13 protein-coding genes and 1 pseudogene are annotated in these 17,712 nt (G+C 62.8%); 9 read left to right on the plus strand and 5 right to left on the minus strand.

Annotation, left to right across the window (positions count from 1 at the left end; genetic code table 11):
* Positions 1-37: 37 nt before the first annotated feature.
* From AC6H4Z_RS01550 to AC6H4Z_RS01565, 4 genes are read left to right on the plus strand one after another with little or no spacing between them, the layout of a single operon-like run.
* Positions 38-1,627: an N-acyl-D-amino-acid deacylase family protein gene (locus AC6H4Z_RS01550; protein WP_497544972.1), complete on the plus strand. Its 1,590-nt coding sequence runs from the start codon at positions 38-40 to the stop codon at positions 1,625-1,627.
* Entirely contained in the window at positions 1,627-2,514 is an 888-nt protein-coding gene (locus AC6H4Z_RS01555; RefSeq protein ID WP_497544973.1) for an ABC transporter ATP-binding protein, read from the plus strand. The genes AC6H4Z_RS01550 and AC6H4Z_RS01555 overlap by 1 nt, the downstream gene beginning before the upstream one ends.
* The gene (locus tag AC6H4Z_RS01560; protein WP_497544974.1) at positions 2,511-3,281 is read left to right on the plus strand and encodes an ABC transporter permease; all 771 of its coding nucleotides are present in this window, start codon (positions 2,511-2,513) and stop codon (positions 3,279-3,281) included. Before AC6H4Z_RS01555 ends, AC6H4Z_RS01560 begins: the two co-directional genes overlap by 4 nt.
* Before the next feature lie 27 nt (positions 3,282-3,308).
* A complete protein-coding gene (locus tag AC6H4Z_RS01565) occupies positions 3,309-4,433 on the plus strand; it encodes a pyridoxal-phosphate-dependent aminotransferase family protein (protein ID WP_497544975.1) in 1,125 nt (374 codons plus the stop codon).
* Between the two features lie 4 nt (positions 4,434-4,437).
* On the opposite strand, the gene AC6H4Z_RS01570 is transcribed toward AC6H4Z_RS01565, so the two are convergent.
* Positions 4,438-5,064, minus strand: coding sequence for a hypothetical protein (locus AC6H4Z_RS01570; RefSeq protein WP_497544976.1), 627 nt, complete (start codon positions 5,062-5,064; stop codon positions 4,438-4,440).
* Positions 5,065-5,300: 236 nt separating this feature from the next.
* On the opposite strand from AC6H4Z_RS01570, the gene AC6H4Z_RS01575 reads away from it, so the two are divergent.
* Entirely contained in the window at positions 5,301-7,664 is a 2,364-nt protein-coding gene (locus AC6H4Z_RS01575) for an Ig-like domain-containing protein (protein WP_497544977.1), read from the plus strand.
* Here the strand turns inward: AC6H4Z_RS01575 and AC6H4Z_RS01580 are convergent.
* Positions 7,661-8,374: a zinc ribbon domain-containing protein gene (locus tag AC6H4Z_RS01580; RefSeq protein WP_497544978.1), complete on the minus strand. Its 714-nt coding sequence runs from the start codon at positions 8,372-8,374 to the stop codon at positions 7,661-7,663. The two genes, AC6H4Z_RS01575 and AC6H4Z_RS01580, sit on opposite strands and share 4 nt — an antisense overlap.
* Before the next feature lie 145 nt (positions 8,375-8,519).
* Between AC6H4Z_RS01580 and AC6H4Z_RS01585 the strand changes: the two are divergent.
* Together AC6H4Z_RS01585 and AC6H4Z_RS01590 are read left to right on the plus strand one after the other, a co-directional pair.
* Positions 8,520-8,675, plus strand: a pseudogene (locus AC6H4Z_RS01585) (double zinc ribbon domain-containing protein); the annotation flags it as partial.
* Positions 8,676-8,687: 12 nt separating this feature from the next.
* Entirely contained in the window at positions 8,688-12,368 is a 3,681-nt protein-coding gene (locus AC6H4Z_RS01590; protein WP_497547000.1) for a protein kinase domain-containing protein, read from the plus strand.
* Positions 12,369-12,417: 49 nt separating this feature from the next.
* On the opposite strand, the gene AC6H4Z_RS01595 is transcribed toward AC6H4Z_RS01590, so the two are convergent.
* The 3 genes from AC6H4Z_RS01595 to AC6H4Z_RS01605 are packed head-to-tail and all read right to left on the minus strand — an operon-like array spanning position 12,418 to position 15,078.
* Positions 12,418-13,494 carry a maleylacetate reductase gene (locus AC6H4Z_RS01595; protein ID WP_497544979.1) on the minus strand — a complete coding sequence of 359 codons (1,077 nt, stop codon included), beginning with the start codon at positions 13,492-13,494 and terminating at the stop codon, positions 12,418-12,420.
* The gene (locus tag AC6H4Z_RS01600) at positions 13,491-14,138 is read right to left on the minus strand and encodes an alpha/beta hydrolase (RefSeq protein WP_497544980.1); all 648 of its coding nucleotides are present in this window, start codon (positions 14,136-14,138) and stop codon (positions 13,491-13,493) included. The genes AC6H4Z_RS01595 and AC6H4Z_RS01600 overlap by 4 nt, the downstream gene beginning before the upstream one ends.
* Before the next feature lies 1 nt (position 14,139).
* On the minus strand, positions 14,140-15,078 hold the full coding sequence (locus tag AC6H4Z_RS01605; protein WP_497544981.1) for a ring-cleaving dioxygenase: 939 nt from the start codon (positions 15,076-15,078) through the stop codon (positions 14,140-14,142).
* 104 nt (positions 15,079-15,182) lie between these two features.
* Between AC6H4Z_RS01605 and AC6H4Z_RS01610 the strand changes: the two genes are divergently transcribed.
* Positions 15,183-16,682, plus strand: coding sequence for a class I adenylate-forming enzyme family protein (locus tag AC6H4Z_RS01610; RefSeq protein ID WP_497544982.1), 1,500 nt, complete (start codon positions 15,183-15,185; stop codon positions 16,680-16,682).
* Between the two features lie 231 nt (positions 16,683-16,913).
* A complete protein-coding gene (locus tag AC6H4Z_RS01615; protein ID WP_497544983.1) occupies positions 16,914-17,693 on the plus strand; it encodes a murein L,D-transpeptidase catalytic domain-containing protein in 780 nt (259 codons plus the stop codon).
* Positions 17,694-17,712: the final 19 nt, after the last annotated feature.

A 17,712-nucleotide genomic window follows, 5' to 3' on the forward strand; every position in this document is an offset into this window, starting at 1 on the left:
CTCTCGCGCCGTGAGCAGGGTTTTGCCATGCTATAGCATGCGAAAAATCCTTCTGCAGGGCGCGCGAAGCGCGGGATTGGCGGCCACCGTCGCCATGGTTCTGTCCTCCACCAGCGCGGCTCAACAGCAGGTGGACGTCTTGATACGCGGTGGAACGGTCGTCGACGGCACGGGCGCCGCGGGCCGCGTGACCGACGTCGGCATCACTGGCGACCGGATCACGTTCATTGGCGACGCGACTGCCGGTCGCGTGACCGGCCGACGGTCGATCGATGCGAAGGGCCTGATCGTCTCGCCTGGTTTCATCGATCCGCACACACATACGGCGGGCGACCTGTCGAGCGCCCAGAGCAAGGCTGGCGTTCCCAATCGCGCCAACCTGCCGTATCTCATGCAGGGCGTCACCACCGTCGTCACGAACAACGATGGCGGGAGTCCGATCGATATTGGCAAACAGCTCGAAGGTTGGACGAAGAGTGGCATCGGAACGAACGCCGCGGCGTACATCGGACAAGGCTCGGTGCGCGGTACTGTCGTTGGACCAACGGCTGCAGTCGCGACACCTGCGCAGATGGACTCGATGCGCGCGATCGTACGACGTGCGATGGACGCGGGCGCGATCGGCATGTCGACCGGTCTGTTTTACGCACCGGGCAGCTACGCCACGACTGAAGAGGTCATCGAGCTTGCCAAAGTCGCAGCAGCAAAGGGTGGCGTGTACGACTCGCATCTGCGCGACGAAGCGTCGTATTCGATCGGATTGATTGGCGCCGTGAACGAAGCGATCCGAATCGGTCGCGAAGCGAAGATTCCGATTCATATCTCGCACATCAAGGCGCTCGGCACCGACGTCTGGGGTCAGAGCGACACGATCATTGCACTGATGAAGAAGGCTCGCGCCGCGGGAATCAATGCCACGGCGAGCCAGTATCCGTACACGGCGTCAGGCACGAGCGTGAGCGCATCGCTGCTGCCGCGCTGGGCCGAGTCGGGCGGTAACGACTCGATCCGCATTCGCCTCACCGATCCCGCTACTCGCGCGAAGATCGTTCCGGAAATGGAAGACAATTTGCGCCGTCGTGGTGGCGCGAACTCGCTGCTCATGACGTCGACGCGCGACACGAGCATCCTCGGCAAGCGCCTCGACGCGATTGCCATTGCGCGAAAGACAAATCCGATCGAAGCGGCGATTCAGATCATTCTGAATGGCGGATCCTCGGTCGCATCGTTCAACATGAATGAAAAGGACATCGAGAAGTTCATGGTGCAGGATTTCATCTTCACCGATTCCGACGGCAGCGACGGACATCCCCGCAAGTACGGCACCTTCCCAAAGTTGCTGCGCGAATATGTCTATACGAAGCACATCTTGACGCTCCCGCAGGCGGTGAAGCGCAGCAGCTCGCAAACAGCGCAGTTCCTTGGCCTCAAGGATCGCGGAACCCTGGCGACCGGCAAGTTCGCCGACGTCATTGCGTTCGATCCGGAAACCATTGCCGACAAGTCCACGTACGAACAGCCAACCCTGTTGGCCGTCGGAATGAAGTACGTCCTTGTCAACGGCGTTCTCTCGATCGACAACGGCAAATACGCCGGTGCCACCGCGGGGCGCGTACTAAAACACTGATGCCAGAATCGCCGGTCATGCCTGTCGCCGCACTGGAGAACGTCACGAAGCGGTACGGCGACATCGTGGCACTGTCCGGCGTAACACTCGAGCTGCGCGAAGGCGTGACCGCACTGCTCGGCCCAAATGGCGCGGGAAAGACGACGGCAGTGAAGCTGTTGCTCGGGCTCGCCAAGGTGAGCGCCGGCCGAGTCTCGGTGCGCGGCGGCGATCCGCGTCGAGCGGTGACTCGCGAGCAGATTGGATCGATGATGCAGGTCGGCAAGGTTCCCGAGACGCTACGCGTCCGCGAACATGTCGACCTGTTTCGCTCGTACTATCCAAAGCCGATGACCATCGACAACGTGCTGTCGATAGCCGGACTCTCGGCATTGGCGAATCGAAAATTCGGCGAACTGTCGGGCGGCGAGCGACAGCGCGTGCTCTTCGCGTTGGCCATCTGCGGCAATCCAGATCTGCTCTTGCTCGACGAACCGACCGTCGGCTTCGACGTCGAAACGCGGCGCTCATTCTGGGAGCGCATTTCCGAATTCGCTCGCTCAGGAAAGAGCGTGTTGCTCACGACGCACTATCTCGAAGAGGCGGATGCGCTCGCCGATCGGATCGTCGTGATCGATCGCGGCAAGATCGTGGCTGACGACACGCCGAGTGTGATTAAATCGCAATCTGCTACTAAATCAATTCGGTGCACAACGACGCTGTCACACGCTGAGTTAGCGTCGATTGCCGGCGTACGGAGCGTGCGCGCCGCGGGCGGACGCTTCGAGCTGTTGACTGCCTCCGCCGAACCCGTCGTTCGCGAACTGCTGCAGCGCGATCAGGCGCTCGCCGATCTCGAAGTGACCGGTGCGGGACTCGAAGAAGCGTTCCTCGCTCTTACTCGGTGACAATTCACGTGCGCTTCCTTCGCATTCTCGCTACGGAAACGAAGTATGAGTTCCTCAAGCTCATACGTCTGCCGGGCTACATCATCCCGACCATCTTCTTTCCGCTGATGTTCTACACGATCTTCGGACTCGCCTTTGGCGGCCGAAGCAGAGAAACGATCACCGTCGCGACGTATCTCATTGCGACCATGGGCGCGTTCGGCGTGATCGGGGCCGCGATGTTCGGACTCGGGATTGGTGTCGCGGGCGAACGTGGTCAGGGCTGGATGACGGTGAAACGCGCGAGCCCAATGCCGATCGCTGCGTATTTCGGCGCGAAGGTGTTGATGGCCGCGATCTTCGGAACGATCATCGTCCTTCTCCTCTTCACGCTCGGCTTTGCGTTCGGCCACGTTCGGCTTCCGGCGACGAGCTGGATCGCGCTGGGTGCGTCGCTCGTCCTGGGCGCGGCTCCATTTTGTGCGCTCGGCTTGGCGATCGGCTATCTGGCCGGCCCGAATTCCGCTCAGCCAATCGTGAACATGATCTACCTGCCCATGGCTTTCGCCTCGGGGCTGTGGATGCCGCTGGAGATGCTACCGAAGTTCGTTCAGAACCTCGCACCGGCGCTTCCGCCCTACCATCTCGCGCGCCTTGCCCTCGCCAACGTGGGGCTGGACCCGAGCTCTGCGGCCGCGCATGCCGCCGCGCTGTCGGGATTCACCGTGCTGTTTTTGTCGCTCGCGGTCCTCGGATATCGCCGCGATGAAGGCAGGACGTACGGGTAGCCGTGACGCCTCGTTAAATTCTGTTCTATGACTGACACGCCGTTCGGCACGTTCTACATTCCCGGCCCGACCGAGGTCCGCCCAGAGATCCTCGCCCAGATGACGCGGCCCATGATGGGCCACCGCGGCAAGGCCTTCGAAGGAATGTTCGCACGTATCGAAGCCGGGCTGCGCGACGTACTGCTCACCGCGCGTCCAGTCTACGTCGGTGCTACGTCGGCGACGGGCTTCATGGAGATGGCGATTCGCAATGCGCCGGAGGGCGACATTCTGTCGCTCGTCAACGGCGGATTCTCCGAACGCTTCGCCAAGGTTGCCGAGTCGTGCGAGCGTCGTGTCGAGCGAGTCGTTGCTCAATGGGGCACGATGTGTGACCTCAACGAGGTCGAGGCCGCGCTCGCGTCGCGGAGCTTTGCCGCCGTAACGGTCGCTCACTCCGAGACGTCGACGGGTGTGATCAGCGACGTCCGCGCGGTAGCCGATCTTGCGCATCGATACGGAGCCGTCGTGCTCGTGGACAGCGTTTCTGGAATCGGCGGCGCAGAACTCACCGTTGATGGTTGGGGCCTCGACTTCGTTCTCACGGGATCGCAGAAAGCGCTCGCGCTTCCAGCCGGATTGGCGTTTGCCGTCGCGTCGGCCGAGTATGTCGAACGCGCGAAGAGTGTGCGCAATCGCGGTTTCTATTTCGACGTCGTGCAGTACGACACGTTTGCTGAGAAGAATCAGACGCCGAGCACACCGGCGACGTCGCTGCTCTACGCGCTTGAAGCGCAGATGGGCGATATCGGTCGCGAAGGAATCGAACGTCGATGGGATCGCCATCTCGCGATGCGCGACGCGACGGTCGAATGGGTCAGCGCCGCGTCTGAGCGACGCAACATCGATCTCGGCGTGCTCGCACCTGCGGAGTTGCGATCGCCCACCGTGTCAGTGATCACCCTTCCGAAGGGGATCACGACGAAAGAAGCGCGCGAAGCAATCCTCGCACGCGGCTTCACCGTCGGTGGCGGCTACGGAAAGCTCAGCGACACGACGATTCGCATCGGGCACATGGGCGACCACAGCGTGGAAGGACTGAAACGCTGCCTGCAGGCGTGCGAACAGGCGATCGCCGAGCTGGCCGAACGCCGCCGCTTGGTGCGAGTCTAGGCGACTACTTGGTCGGACCGCCGAAAGGCAGTCCGACCGCCAGTCCGACTCGAATCACGAAGTTCCAACCACCGCCGGTCGATCCGATCTTTTCGATCGTGACGCCGCCGTTGTTTGTTGTGAAGTCACCGAACTGCGTGTATCCGCCGCTGGCGCCAATCTCGAGCAGAGTCGGAAAATCTCCGGCGGTTCCGCCAATCGGCATCATGATGCCTGTGCCGATATTGAGCGTCACGCCCTTTGCGCTGCTCGTGATCGTGCCGCTGCTGAGTTGCTGACGAAGCACAGCAGCGCGCGCCGAGAGATATGGAAACACACTCTCGCTATTGATGTCGACGAGACGCCGCGGCTCGCAGAACAATCCCTGTAACGTTTCGGTGCCCGAGAACGCCTTCAGGGAGTGATATGTGCCCTGGACGCCGCACCCGAGAGACCAGAGAGGATCGAGTTTGTAGCGGCCCTGCAACTCGAAGCCCGCACCCGGGTCGATGCCGTTGTACGCACTGCCGCCCAGTCCCGCGTAGAGCGCGGATCCTTGCACGGACCAGGTATTTCGCGTTTGGGCACCCGCTGAAAGTTGCGCGACGCACAGGAAAACCGTCGCAATCAGCGGGCGAAAATATGAATTCATGCAGGCTCCGGCGGCGGGAATATGGGCGAGACGCATCTCCCGAATTCTCGAACCGCGGGTGCGTCTGACCAATGTGATACGAAACACAGACGCCTTCGCTCGGCGGCGGGTAACGACGGTCGAATTTCTTTACACCGTGTCGTGCCGCCGTCGTGTGACCGGGGTCATCCTAGTACTCTAAAGAGAGGCACGGTATGCGGTCGTGGAGTTTCCGAGCACAGCGCGAGCTTCTCCGAATGGCGGTTGTTGCCCTCGTGTGGCAGTCGGCATGCGGTGGGAGCAGCAAGTGTCCCATCAGCAATCCGACGTGCAACGACGTGGCGCCGAGCAACGGCGGCAATGGCGGTACCAACAACGGACCGATCGTGGGGTCAGTTACGATCGCTGGAGCGCCCGGGCCCATGACGGCGAGTCAGACCGCCGTGCTCACTGCGACCGTTGGTGTTGCGAATGGCGCGGCGACGACTGTGACGTGGAGTTCATCCAACAGCGCAGTGGTGAGTGTCGCAGTGAACGGCAATAGTGCGACGATCACCGCCGTCGGACCAGGTAACGCCGTCGTGTCCGCGACGTCGACCGCAGATGCGTCGAAGCACGGCGACATTTCCGTGCTCGTCGTTGGCGTGGGGTCACTCACGATCTCGGCGTCGAGCGGGCAGATCTCCGTGGGATCAACAGCATCGCTGACCGCGGCTATAACGGCGTTTGGTGGAACGTCTGCCGATGTCGTGTGGTCGTCGTCGAACGCCGGCGTTGCCAGCGTCACGCCAAGTGGACTCGGCGTCGTCGTGCGCGGAATTGCGGCGGGCACCGCCAACATCACGGTGACGGCCGTTGGAGATGCGAAGAAGACTGCGACGGCGGCGTTTACCGTATCGGGAGGACAAGCGATTACGCGTTGGACGTCGGCCCGCACGCCGTACATCAGTGGTCCTACGGGTGCCGTGAGCGCGATGTGGGGCACGAGCGCCACGAACATGTATGCGGCGACGCTCGAGGGCGACATAGCACGATACGATGGCAGCGCGTGGACGATCGTTCAGTCGCAAGCGGGCGCGGTCCGGGCGATGCATGGTACGTCGGGATCCGACATTTGGGCCGTGACCGGCGAAGGAAAGATCTGGCACTTCAACGGCACTGCGTGGTCATCGACCACCGCGCCGCGTCCGGTGCGCTTGAACGGCGTTTTCGCGGTCGATGCGTCGAATGTCTTCGTCGCAGCCGACTCAGGATATGTGTTTCGTTATAGTGGTGGCGTCTGGTCGCAGATGTCGGGTATTCCGTCGAACACGCCACGTTTGAACGCCGTGTGGGCCGCCAATGCGGGCGACGTCTACGTCGGCGGAGCAAACGGCGTTGCGCTTCACTGGAACGGCGCCTCATGGACGGCGATGCTGACCGCCATCCCCAGCGACACGATTACCTCGTTCTCGGCGTCATCCGCGACCAACCTGATCGCCGTCGCGACTCGCGGACGAATCTTTCAGTGGAGCGGCTCGGGATGGAGCCCGATGTTGCAATCACTGACGCTATCGACACTCACCGCTGTTCACACTCTGAACGCGAATGAGATCTATGCGCTCAGCGATGACGGAACGCTCATCAAGTTCGACGGGACGTCGTGGACGTTACAGGCGCAGCTGAACAAGGCGGGATGCGTTGCGATGTTTTCGTTGGGGGCGAACGGCACGTATGCCGGCTGTCCGGCCGGTCTCACGTTCGCGGTGAAGGCGGGAACAGTGTCGACTCTCAGCCTTACCGGTACGTATTTCGGCGCGAGCATGCCGACGGCGACTACAGGCTTTCTCGTCGGAGATTTCGCATCGCTGCTGCGACTCAACGCGGGCTCGTGGACGACGGTGACGCGGCGTACCTCGGGCGTATATCAGGGCGTGTGGGCCGAATCGGCAACCAACGCCTTCATTGTTGGTAGCGCCGGCATTGATCGCTTCAATGGAACGTCGGTTACTCCCGCGATAACGAGCACGCAACTTGGCAATCGCGGAATGAATGGCGTGTGGGGGACGAGCGGATCCAACGTGCTCGCCGTCGGCGACTCCGGAACGATCTATCGCTTCAACGGCACGACGTGGACGACCATGAATAGTGGCGTGACTGCGTCGCTCTCCAGCGTCTACGGCATCAGCCCAACGAACGTGTTGGCGGTAGGCGCGAATGGAACGATTCTACGCTTCGACGGCACCACGTGGACACCGTCGAATAGCGCCACGGACGCACTGCTCACCGGCGTGTGGGCGGCAGACGCAACCAACGCATTCGCAGTCGGTTCGTCGGGGACGATTCTACGTGCGAACGGTTCCACCTGGGCGCCGATGTCGTCTGGCACCACGGAAACACTCCGCGCGGTATGGGGAACGAGTGCGACCGACGTCTACGTAGTTGGTGATCACGGCGTCGTGCTGCACTACAACGGCACGTCCTGGTCGCCGATGGCGTCTGGCACGACGCGGTCGCTCTACGCGTTGGCTGGTATCGGTTCAGCGGCCGTCGCAGCCGGCGAAGCAAGTACGATCGCAACGGGTGCAGGCAGCGCAACGTCCGCGCTCGCGCCGGCGCGCGCCGCGCGTCGAAAGCCCTAACGTCGCAAGAACCGCCGGACGACGATAAGTCCGGCGAGGATCGCCGCAACCACGACCAACCCAACCCGCACCGCGCGCTTCTGCGCGGGTACGGGCTTTGGCGGCGGCGGTGGCTGGTGTTCGATTCCACGCGGAATCGAGAGACGACGCCCGGTATCTGTCGCCGAGGTTTTGCGCGGCTGTTCGATCTTCAACGTGTCGCCGAAGGACTCGAACTGGGTCTCGGTCATCGTTACAGTCGCCTCTGGCCCGGGTTCGATTTGCAACCCGACGATTTTTCCCGTTGCCAGCTCGCGCGCGAAGTACACCAATCCGCCGCCTTCCGCGCGAGTCATCTCGCCGAGGACGTCGTACTTGTCTGCGGCCGCGGTGCGAGCGAGCGCGCGAAGTGTTTCGCGCGTCTGACCGCCGGTAGCCGACGGCGCGATGCCGGAGATGTCGCGACCGCACTTGGAGCAGAAGCGCGACCACTGCCGCAGCGTTGCCCCGCAGTGCGAACAGCGGGTCTCGATGTCAGGAAGGCTGCTGTCGAGCTGTCGGACGATCTCCAGGCCGTATTCCTGGCTGTCGCTGCCAAAGGACAGTGGGGGAAGCCGGAGACCCACCAGGGTGTCGGTCACGAGCTCCCGAGCGAGATAGATGGGCGCGTCGCCGCGCCCGAATCCCAGCCGGGTCAGGATCTCGTATTCCCCCACCAGGGCACGCGTCAAGGCGTCCCATATAACGTCTTCGGCCATCTTCTCCCTGCGTACAAGCCCTCAACAGAACCTTTTCGTGACGCGCGACCCCGGCGCCGCGTCGGCTGAATACTACTATTGTCGGCACCGACTGATCTCACCAGCAACTCGGTTTGGTATGGAGGAAGGGACCCCTCAATCCAACTCCAGCGTTTCGTGTACAGTTTGCGGCGATGCACTGCAACCCTTCGATCGGTTTTGCGGGGGGTGTGGAGCACTCGTAAACGCTTGTCGTAGCTGCGGTCAGCGCCTGTTGGCGGGGGATCGGTTCTGCCCCTCCTGCGGCATGACGGCGGAGTCTACGGCGGTCACGGCGCGCATCTCCGGGGGAGCGAACACCAACGCACCAGTGCTGTCGCCTTGGACGGGGATTTTCGAAAAGCTCCAGTCCGCGACGGTTGGGGAGTATCAGGTCATTCGGGAATTGGGCCGTGGCGGAATGGCCGCGGTCTTCCTGGCGCACGACGTTCGCCTCGATCGCAAAGTCGCGCTCAAGGTCATGTCGCCGATGCTCGCGACAGATGCTCGCATGGTCGATCGCTTCCGCCGCGAAGCGAAGACTGGTGCAGGTCTGAAGCACCCGAACATCGGCACAGTGTATCGCGTGCTGGAAAGCGAAGGGCTGTACTTCTTCGTGATGGATTTCGTGCGCGGCCGTCCGCTCGACACGATCATCCGTCGTAACGGCGTACTCTCGGTCCCCGCTGTTCGCGCGCTGCTCTATCAAATCGGCAGTGGCCTCGCGTACGCGCATCGTCGCAAGATCTATCACCGCGACGTCAAGCCGGGCAACGTGCTCGTGAGCTGTGTAGACGGCACCGCCGTCGTCACGGATTTCGGAATCGCGAAAGTCGCGGAATCGCCGAACCAAACTCAGACCGGCGCAGTGGTTGGCACGCCGGCGTACATGGCGCCCGAGCAGATCCTCGGACGCGAAGTCGGCGCCGAGGTCGATCAGTACGCGCTCGGCATCATGGCGTACGAAATGTTGACGGGTACGCCGCCGTTCGTCGGCACGAACTTCGTCGTGATGCACGCGCACACGGAGATTCAGCCGCGCACCATTCGCGAGTCGCGTCCGGAATGTCCGCCCGAGCTCGACGAAGCGATCATGCGCATGCTCGCCAAGGAGCCGACGCAGCGCTGGCCCTCATTGCCGCACGCACTCGCGGCCATGGGTGCAACGCTCATCGGCGAGGACGATCCGCTGCGCGAGGAGTTGATTCGCCTTGCCACGCCCGATGACGCCGAAGCTGCGCGCTTCGCGACGAATACGCCGGTCAGTCCCGCGCCGCAGCACTCTGCGCGCTGGGCACACGTCACGAGCGTCGTAGTCTATTCGGCGCCGCCGGTGATCGAAGTTGGCGACTCGTTCCGACTCACCGCGAGTCCACGCGACGGTCAGGGTGACGTCGTTCCCGATGCACCGCTCGAATGGTCGTCAACCGACAGCGGAGTGTTGGCGGTTCAACCTGACGGTCTGGTCACCGCCATGTCGGTCGGCAACGCGGAGATCTTCGCGGCGTCGGGACGAGGACGCGGTGTCATCACGCTTTCGGTCGTTCCGAGTCGCGTCGTAAATCTGCAGCTCTCGATTCCGCCTGGCGTGCTCGTGGCCGGCGATCGAATTCAACTCGCGGCGCGCGCCGTCGACAAGAATCAGAGGACACTCGCGTACTCCGTGCAGTGGGGAGTTGCGGATCACACTGTCGCGCACGTTTCGCCCGATGGTGTGCTGCAGGCTCGCGCACCGGGTATGGTCGAGGTATTCGCCGAAGCAAATGGTGTGCGCACCGGTGCGCGAGTCGAAGTTGCGTCGCCGGCCGTAGAAGCCGTGACGTTGGCGTTCGAACCAGCGCAGCCTGTGGTCGGCGATCGCATTCTCGTCCACCCTAAGACGCTCGACATGGACGGCCAGCCGTTGCGCGACCGCGCAACCTCTTGGTCGATCAACGATCGGTCACTCGTTCGTGTCGTGACCGACGGCGTGTACGAGGCGATCGCGAACGGAACGCTGGTCGTTTCGGTAACGAGCGAAGGAAAGAGTGCTACAGTCGAGATTGCGATCGCGGCAGCTCCGGTCGCGACCGTCCGTATCTCGCAAGCGCCGCAGTCCGTCGTTGTCGGCAATACGTTCAAGTTGATGGGCACCGCGCATGACGCGCGCGGCAACGTGCTTCCTGGTCGGCAGATCGACTGGAGCGTTGGTGATGTCTCATTCGCTTCGGTCACCGACACTGGCAGCGTAACGGCAATCGCGCCGGGTGACCTGCGAGTCACCGCAACGTGCGAAGGCAGGTCGGCCGCGCTTCCGATCAACATTCAGCCACCTTCGATCGGCGGCGTGCGCATTTCTGGCGTGCCGCAGGTCGTGTACGTGAAAATGCCCTTCCGGCTCGTCGCAATCATTACCGACGGGTGGGGCAAGCAGATTCATAGAACTGTCGAGTGGCGTTCGTCCAACGTCTCGACCGTGAGCATTGCACCGACCGGGCAAGCGACTGCGTCGGCGCTCGGGCATGTGCGCATCAGCGCCGTCGTCGAGGGCGTCGAAGGTTCGGTGGAAATCGACGTCGTAGAACCGCCGCTGCCAAAAACCGTTGTCGTTCCGGTCCTTCCGCCGGTCGCACGCGCCATTCCGAACCTGGCGCCGAGTGCGCCAGTCGCGACACCGCCGAGCCAGACAGAAGAAGAGCGGTTCCTCGCTGCGGTAAATGCACCGACTGAGCCGATGGGAATTCCCGCGGTTGATCCGCTGGGCGAGCCTCCGGCAGAAATCGCTGCCTCGCAGGCGCGTCGCACATCGGGCGAGGTCACGGAAGCCGCAGCAGAACCGTCGGACGCAACGAAGGAATCGGCATCTGACAACGAAGATGCTGACGCCGATTCCGCACGAACGCAGTCGATTCCGCGTCAGCTCGCGCCCACGCCGGTCCTCGCACCGAAGGTTGCGCCGCAACCGCCGCCGGCTCCGCGCAAGAGCAGACGAAAGGCCTACGCGATCGCCGGAGTGTCGGCGGTGGTTGTCATCGCGGTTGCCATCGCGACGAAGACGGGTTCGACGTCCGGCGCGGCGAGTGCGCCGCACACGGACTCCGCGACGTCTCCTCGCGTAGCACAGACGGGCGAACAAGCACCCGCGAACCAAACTCCAATCGCAGCAGCGTCGTTGCCAACGCCAGCGGCGACCGCGCCGGAGCGTCCTGCCGCAGCGCACACTGGCGATTCATCGCTGCCGACGAACGCACCAGCAAAAACGGCGGAAACGGTCGCGCCGAAATCAGCGCGCGACGTATTCAAGCTCAGCATCACGCCGCAGTCCGCATTGCGCATTGGAGAAAGCGCCACGCTCCACGCGAATCTCGAACACACCTCGGGCACCGGCGCGCTGCCGCGCGTGACGTGGATGTCGAACAAGCCCACGGTCCTTCGCATCGATCCGATCACTGGCGCAGCGACCGCGGTCGCCGAAGGTCAGGCGATAGTTCGCGCGATTGGTGGCGGCGCTCGGGCTGACATCTTCGTCAGCGTCATCGCCGCACCGCTCTCGACAGCACCGAGTGCACCCGCGCCAGAAGCGACGACGCGTCCGGCAGCTCCATCGGTCGACGACGTTCGCGTCAAGGGAACTGAAGCGCTGCGCGAGTCCGCCGGCAACATGGTCTCGGCGCTCGTTGCGAAGGACGGTGGTCGCGTGACGCAGCTCTTTGGCGACGGAAACAACGGCGATGCGGCTGATCTCATCAAAACGATGAAAGATCAGTTCGGATTCACCGCCTCAGTCGTACAGATCAATCCGGCGCAGATCGCGGATCGATCGGGAACGATCGACTACCGCCTGACAGTGAGCTGGGTTTCTGCCGCCGGACCAACGCGCACGCGAAACATCAACATGCGCGCCGAGGCGGAGCAGCGTGGTGACGGCTGGACGGTCGTGCGCCATCGAATCGTGAGCGGGTGGCGCTGATCGGCGGTTAGACGTAGGATCGGGCGCCAGCGATTAGTGCATTTGCGCGTTATGTGACAGGCGCGCCACGGAGCGCAGCGTCGAGCAGTGCGTGTATGTCGTCATGCGTAGCGGAACGCGGATTCGGATACGCAGTGGTCGTTGCCTCGACGGCGGCACGATCCAAATCTTCGGCTTCCAAGCCGAGAGACGACAACGGCACCGCAACGCCGAGTCCCTTCGCGAGCGATGCAATTCCCGCGACAGGATCAGCAACGTTCAACGCGCGACCAAGACGCTGCATCGCGTCGGGTGCGGCCGGCGCGTTGAACGCTACAACGTACGGCAGCAGCGCCGCGTGCGTGCGCGCGTGCGGCAGACCGAAGCTGCCACCGAGAATGTGGCAGAGCCGATGATGTAGGCCCATTGCCGCCAGGTCGAGAGCGCGACCGGCGAGGTGCGCCCCGGCTAGGGCCGCGGCACGCGCGTCGCGATCGCGAGGATCCTTGGCAATGCGCGGAAGGCTCGCGCCAAGCAAACGCGCTGCCTCCTCAGCGAGCGATAGCGCGACAGGACTGGCGTTCGCCGCGTAGAGCGCCTCGACCGCGTGCGCCAGGGCGTTCATTCCACTCGCGGTGCTGACGGCCCGCGGCAGATCGATCGTGAGCGCTGGGTCATACAGCACCACGCGCGGTGCTACGCGCGGATCGCGACCGGTCTTCTTTCCCGCGGCGTCGGTCATTCCCCAAATAGACGTCATCTCCGACCCGGAGTACGTCGTTGGAACCGCGACGAGCGGCACGCCGGTTTCTCGCGCGATGGCTTTACCAAGACCAACTGAAGACCCGCCACCAATCGCGACGCACGCGTTCGCGCCGACGCCGGCAAATTCGTCGAGCGCTCGAGCGACGAGGTCGACCGGAACATGTTCCACCGCGCCATCGAACACACCTGCGAGCGAGCTGCCGAAGAGAGACTGCATCGAGGGCAGGGAAGCGAGTCGCCCTGGCGTAGTCGCGACGAATACGCGATCGGCGTTCAGGCGATGCAACTCAACGGGCAATTCTGCGAACGCGCCCGAGGCAAAGACGACGCGAGTGGGCCGCAGTTCGTAAATGAACGGCGTGACTGTCTCGAGTGACGTCACTTTGGCGATGCGAGCACGGCGTCGAGTGTCGCTTGCACGAACGCGATTTCGTCGTCATTGACGAGGTGGCCCATTCCCGGATAGAGACGCCGCGTCACCGTGGCCTCCATTCGATTGAACACCTCTTCGCTCTCGAGCACACGCGACGCCGGAATGTGCGAATCCATATCACTGCAGCCGAGGAACACCGGAACGCCGAGTAACGAGCCGTGAGTCTTTTCCCATGTCGTGCCGGGAGCACCGATCAATCCGCCGCTGAGCACCATGAGGCCGCCGTACTTTCGCGGATGACGCATGGCGAATTCCGCGGAAAGACATGCGCCCTGTGAGAAGCCGAGCAGCACGATCTTGTGCGACGGCATTCCATGTTCGCGCAGGCCTTCGACGATCGATTCGAGCACGAACAGCCCCGAAGTGATCCCCGGTTCATTCTGGTCGCGCGGCGCCATGAAGCTGTTCGGATACCACGTTCCACCCGCGGCAGCGGGAGCGATCGCAGCGAGCTGTGGACGTCGAAGCCGCGCGAATAGATCGAGAATATTCGCCGGCGCGGCGTTGCGGCCATGCACGAGAATGATTGCGGCAGCCGCGGTGTCGAGCGGCGCACCATCGTGTACTGCCGGATTCCCGAAGTGTGGCTGCATGTCAGTAGTGCACCACTGGTAGTGCGGCTTCGATTGCAGCGCGATTTGCCTCGGCGGCAGGCGGAAGCTTGAGAGCAAGCCCAAGATCGTCGACGGATTCATCGATTGCGAATCCGGGGCGCATCGTCGCTACTTCGAACAGTACGCCGCCCGGTTCGCGAAAGTAGATCGACGTGAAGTACTGACGGTCCATCACAGGAGTGACGGTGATGCCGCGTCGCGCGATTTCTTCGTGAAGTCGCAGTTGTTCTGCGCCGTCGGTAATCGCCATCGCCACGTGATGCACCGTTCCGAGTCCGTTGCGCGCCGACTCGGCGTTTGGTGAATGCACGATGTCCATCACCTTTCCGGGTACGTCGCCGTTCACCGCGACGCGCGTCCGGCCGTCCATTTCGTTCACGACCTTGAATCCGAGCAGATCGCGCATGAATTCGATCGTCGGCGCCGAGTTGCGCACGGTAAGCGTGACGCTGTGCAGACCGAGGATCGCATCTTCACCCGCAGGACTGTCGGCCCATGGCGTGCGCGAGTCGCGCGTCGTGGCAATCAATTCGATGGCGAGTCCGGATGGATCGGCGACGACGATCGACTCCTCGTCGAAGCGTGGAGCTTCGTCGACGACGATGTAGTCGCGGGCGACCAACCGTGCGCGCCAGCTGTCGAGCGACCCGGCGGGAACGGAGAACGACGTCGTCGTGACCTGGCCTGCGCCGTGGATTCCCGTTGCTACGCCGCGCCCCTTGTACGGAAACGTCGTCCAGATCGTGCCAGGATGACCCAACTCATCTCCATAATAGAAGTGATAGACGCCGTGGTTGTCGAAGTTCACCGTCTTTTTGACCAGCCGAAGGCCGAGCGCCTCGACGGCGAAATTCAGATCCGCTTGTGCGTCGTCGACCGTAGCCGTGACGTGGTGGAGGCCGAGAATTGGGAAGTCCATGTGGGCGCTTGAGGAAGCCACGTCGAGTTTGACAGTCGCGCGATAGACCGGCGAGATTAGCCCGCTCGATACAACGGAGCAAGCACCTGCGACCGATCGACTACTTGAAGCGCGGTGTAGAGCGCGACGCCGGCGCGGTCGCGGTCGTCGGACCGGGCGAAGAGCTCAGCTATGGGGAGCTCGTGGCCGCCGTCGATTCACTCGCGTCGGCTTTCCAGCAACTCGACCCGACCACGGGCAACGGGAGCAGAGTCGGGATTTGCGCGCGTAACACGGTCGAGCACCTGATCGCGCTGTTGGCGACCTATGCGGCTGGCAAAGTCTGGGTACCGCTCAATCCGCGGAATGGGCGCGCCGAGCTCGACGCGATGATCGCGGTAACGAAGCCAACTGTGATCGTTGCCGACGCGTCGTGCGTCGATCGTTTTACGCCGACGTTGGCGCCGCTGGTGATCGGCAAGGCGTCGGTCGCCTCGATCGGCGACCACGCAACGGTGCGCGGATTGATCGCGGAGTTCGCCGGTCGTCGCCCGGTTGAGATTGCGCGCAACGATGATGATATGCAAATCATCAAGTTCAGCGGCGGAAGCACGGGCACGCCCAAGCCGGTGGTGCAATCGGTTCGCGTTCTCGAGGCGCAGGCGCGCGGGCTTCAGGAGTTCTTCGAGTTCAATGCGGACGACGTCAATCTGATCGCGGCACCACTCACGCACGGGACGTCGTGCTTCATACTGCCGATCCTCGCTGCGGGCGGGAGGCACGTACTAATAGAAGAGCCGAAGGCACCCTTCGTGGTCGACGCGCTCGCAAACCAGGGCGTGACGACACTCTACGCGCCGCCGACGCTGATCTATTCGCTGCTCGCTGAGCCGAGCGTCGAGTCGCGCTCGTTTCCGCGACTCGCGCATTTGATCTACTCCGCAGCACCAATGAGCGCCGAGCGTATTCGCGAAGCGCAGCGGGTCTTTGGGCCTGTCGTCGAAACGGCGTACGGGCAGGTGGAGGCTCCGCAGATCATCACGGCCATGCGCGCATCGGAGATGATGAAGGACGCCAACATCGCGTCGATCGGGCGTGCGTCGTCGGTGGCGCGAGTCGAAGTAATGAATGAAGCGGGTGAGGTGTTACCGAGCGGAAGCGTTGGCGAGATCGTGGTGCAGGGTCCGTTGCTGATGAGCGGGTATCTCGATCGTCCCGAACGTACTGCAGAGACGATTCGCCACGGCTGGCTGCACACCGGCGACCTCGGCTATATCGACGAGCGCGGCTATGTGTTCATTCGCGGTCGCCTGCGCGAGGTCATCAATACCGGTGGGTTCAAGGTCTTTCCGGGCGACGTCGAAGCTGTGCTCGCTCGACATCCAGCGGTGGCCGAGGTCTGTGTGTTCGGTGCGGAAGACCCGAAGTGGGGTGAGGCGATTCACGCCGCGGTGATTCTCCGGCCAGGCGTGTTGGTGGACGTCAGCGATCTCATCGGTTTCGTCAAAGCTGAGCTCGATTCGGTGAAGGCGCCCAAGGCGATCCACTTCGTGAGCGAACTTCGGCGCAACGCGGCGGGTAAGATTAGCCGGGCCGCAGTGCGGCAGGCTCTGGGTCTGGCGTAAGGCGAGCTCATCAGGAGACTGAAGAGCTCGGTAAATCCTTCGGGTTTTCTTCCTAACGTCGACGAACGGCTGGCGTCTAATTAGGGTACGAGATAGGACGCGTGTGTATCACGCGACGGCGGTATCCCCTCCGTAGGACCTCCCAAACAACAAGGCACATGCACTAGCGTCGCGACCCAGTCTGGTCGTGGCAACTCTCTTGTCCTCCCCCATCACAACGGAGACCACACAATGCGTACATCACTTGTCCTCTCCGGAATCGTCCAGGCAGCTCTTGTCGCGTCGATTGCCGCACCGCGTACGGCCCAGGCCATTACTCCTGCTCCGCACGTGACGACCACGACTGTTTCGAACATCAAGACTGCCAGTCCGAAGGGCGCCATGGCGCCGATGGTGGAAGATGCCATCAATGCGTTGTCGATGCACGTGACGAACACGAGTCATCCGGAAGCGCTGCGCAAGGCAATTCAGGCTTACTACAACTTTAAAACGGCGCATCCGAACCAGGTCCGCAATCCGTACTTCTACTTCGTCGACTACGGTCTGAGCAAGACGACTCCGCGTGGGTACGTGTTCGACATGGATCAGAAGAAGCTCGTCGAAGGTCCGTTCATCGTTGCCGCTGGTCGTGGATCGGCGGAGAACGCGAAGGGTGTCCCGACGCGATTCGGAAATGGTTCTGGTAGTGGCACGACGTCGCTCGGCCTGTTCGTAACGAAGGGTTCGTACGCGTTCAGCGGCCACTCGGGTGGTCAGCTCTATAGCTCGATCGGTCTTCGACTCGACGGTGTGTCGGGTCAGTTCAACGACAAGGCGCTTGCGCGCGGCGTCGTGGTGCACGGCGCGCCGTACGTAACGGCGTCGGGTTCGGGACGCAGCCTCGGTTGTCCGGCAATGGATCAGGCTCGCGCTCATCGCCTGATTCCGAAGCTCACGAACGGTGCTCTGGTGTTCCTCTTCTCGCCCAACGACTCGCAGTGGATGCGCAACGATCCCTGGGCGAACGCGTAACGCACGGAACGATTCGCAG

Source organism: Leucogemmata humicola (genome assembly GCF_055379415.1).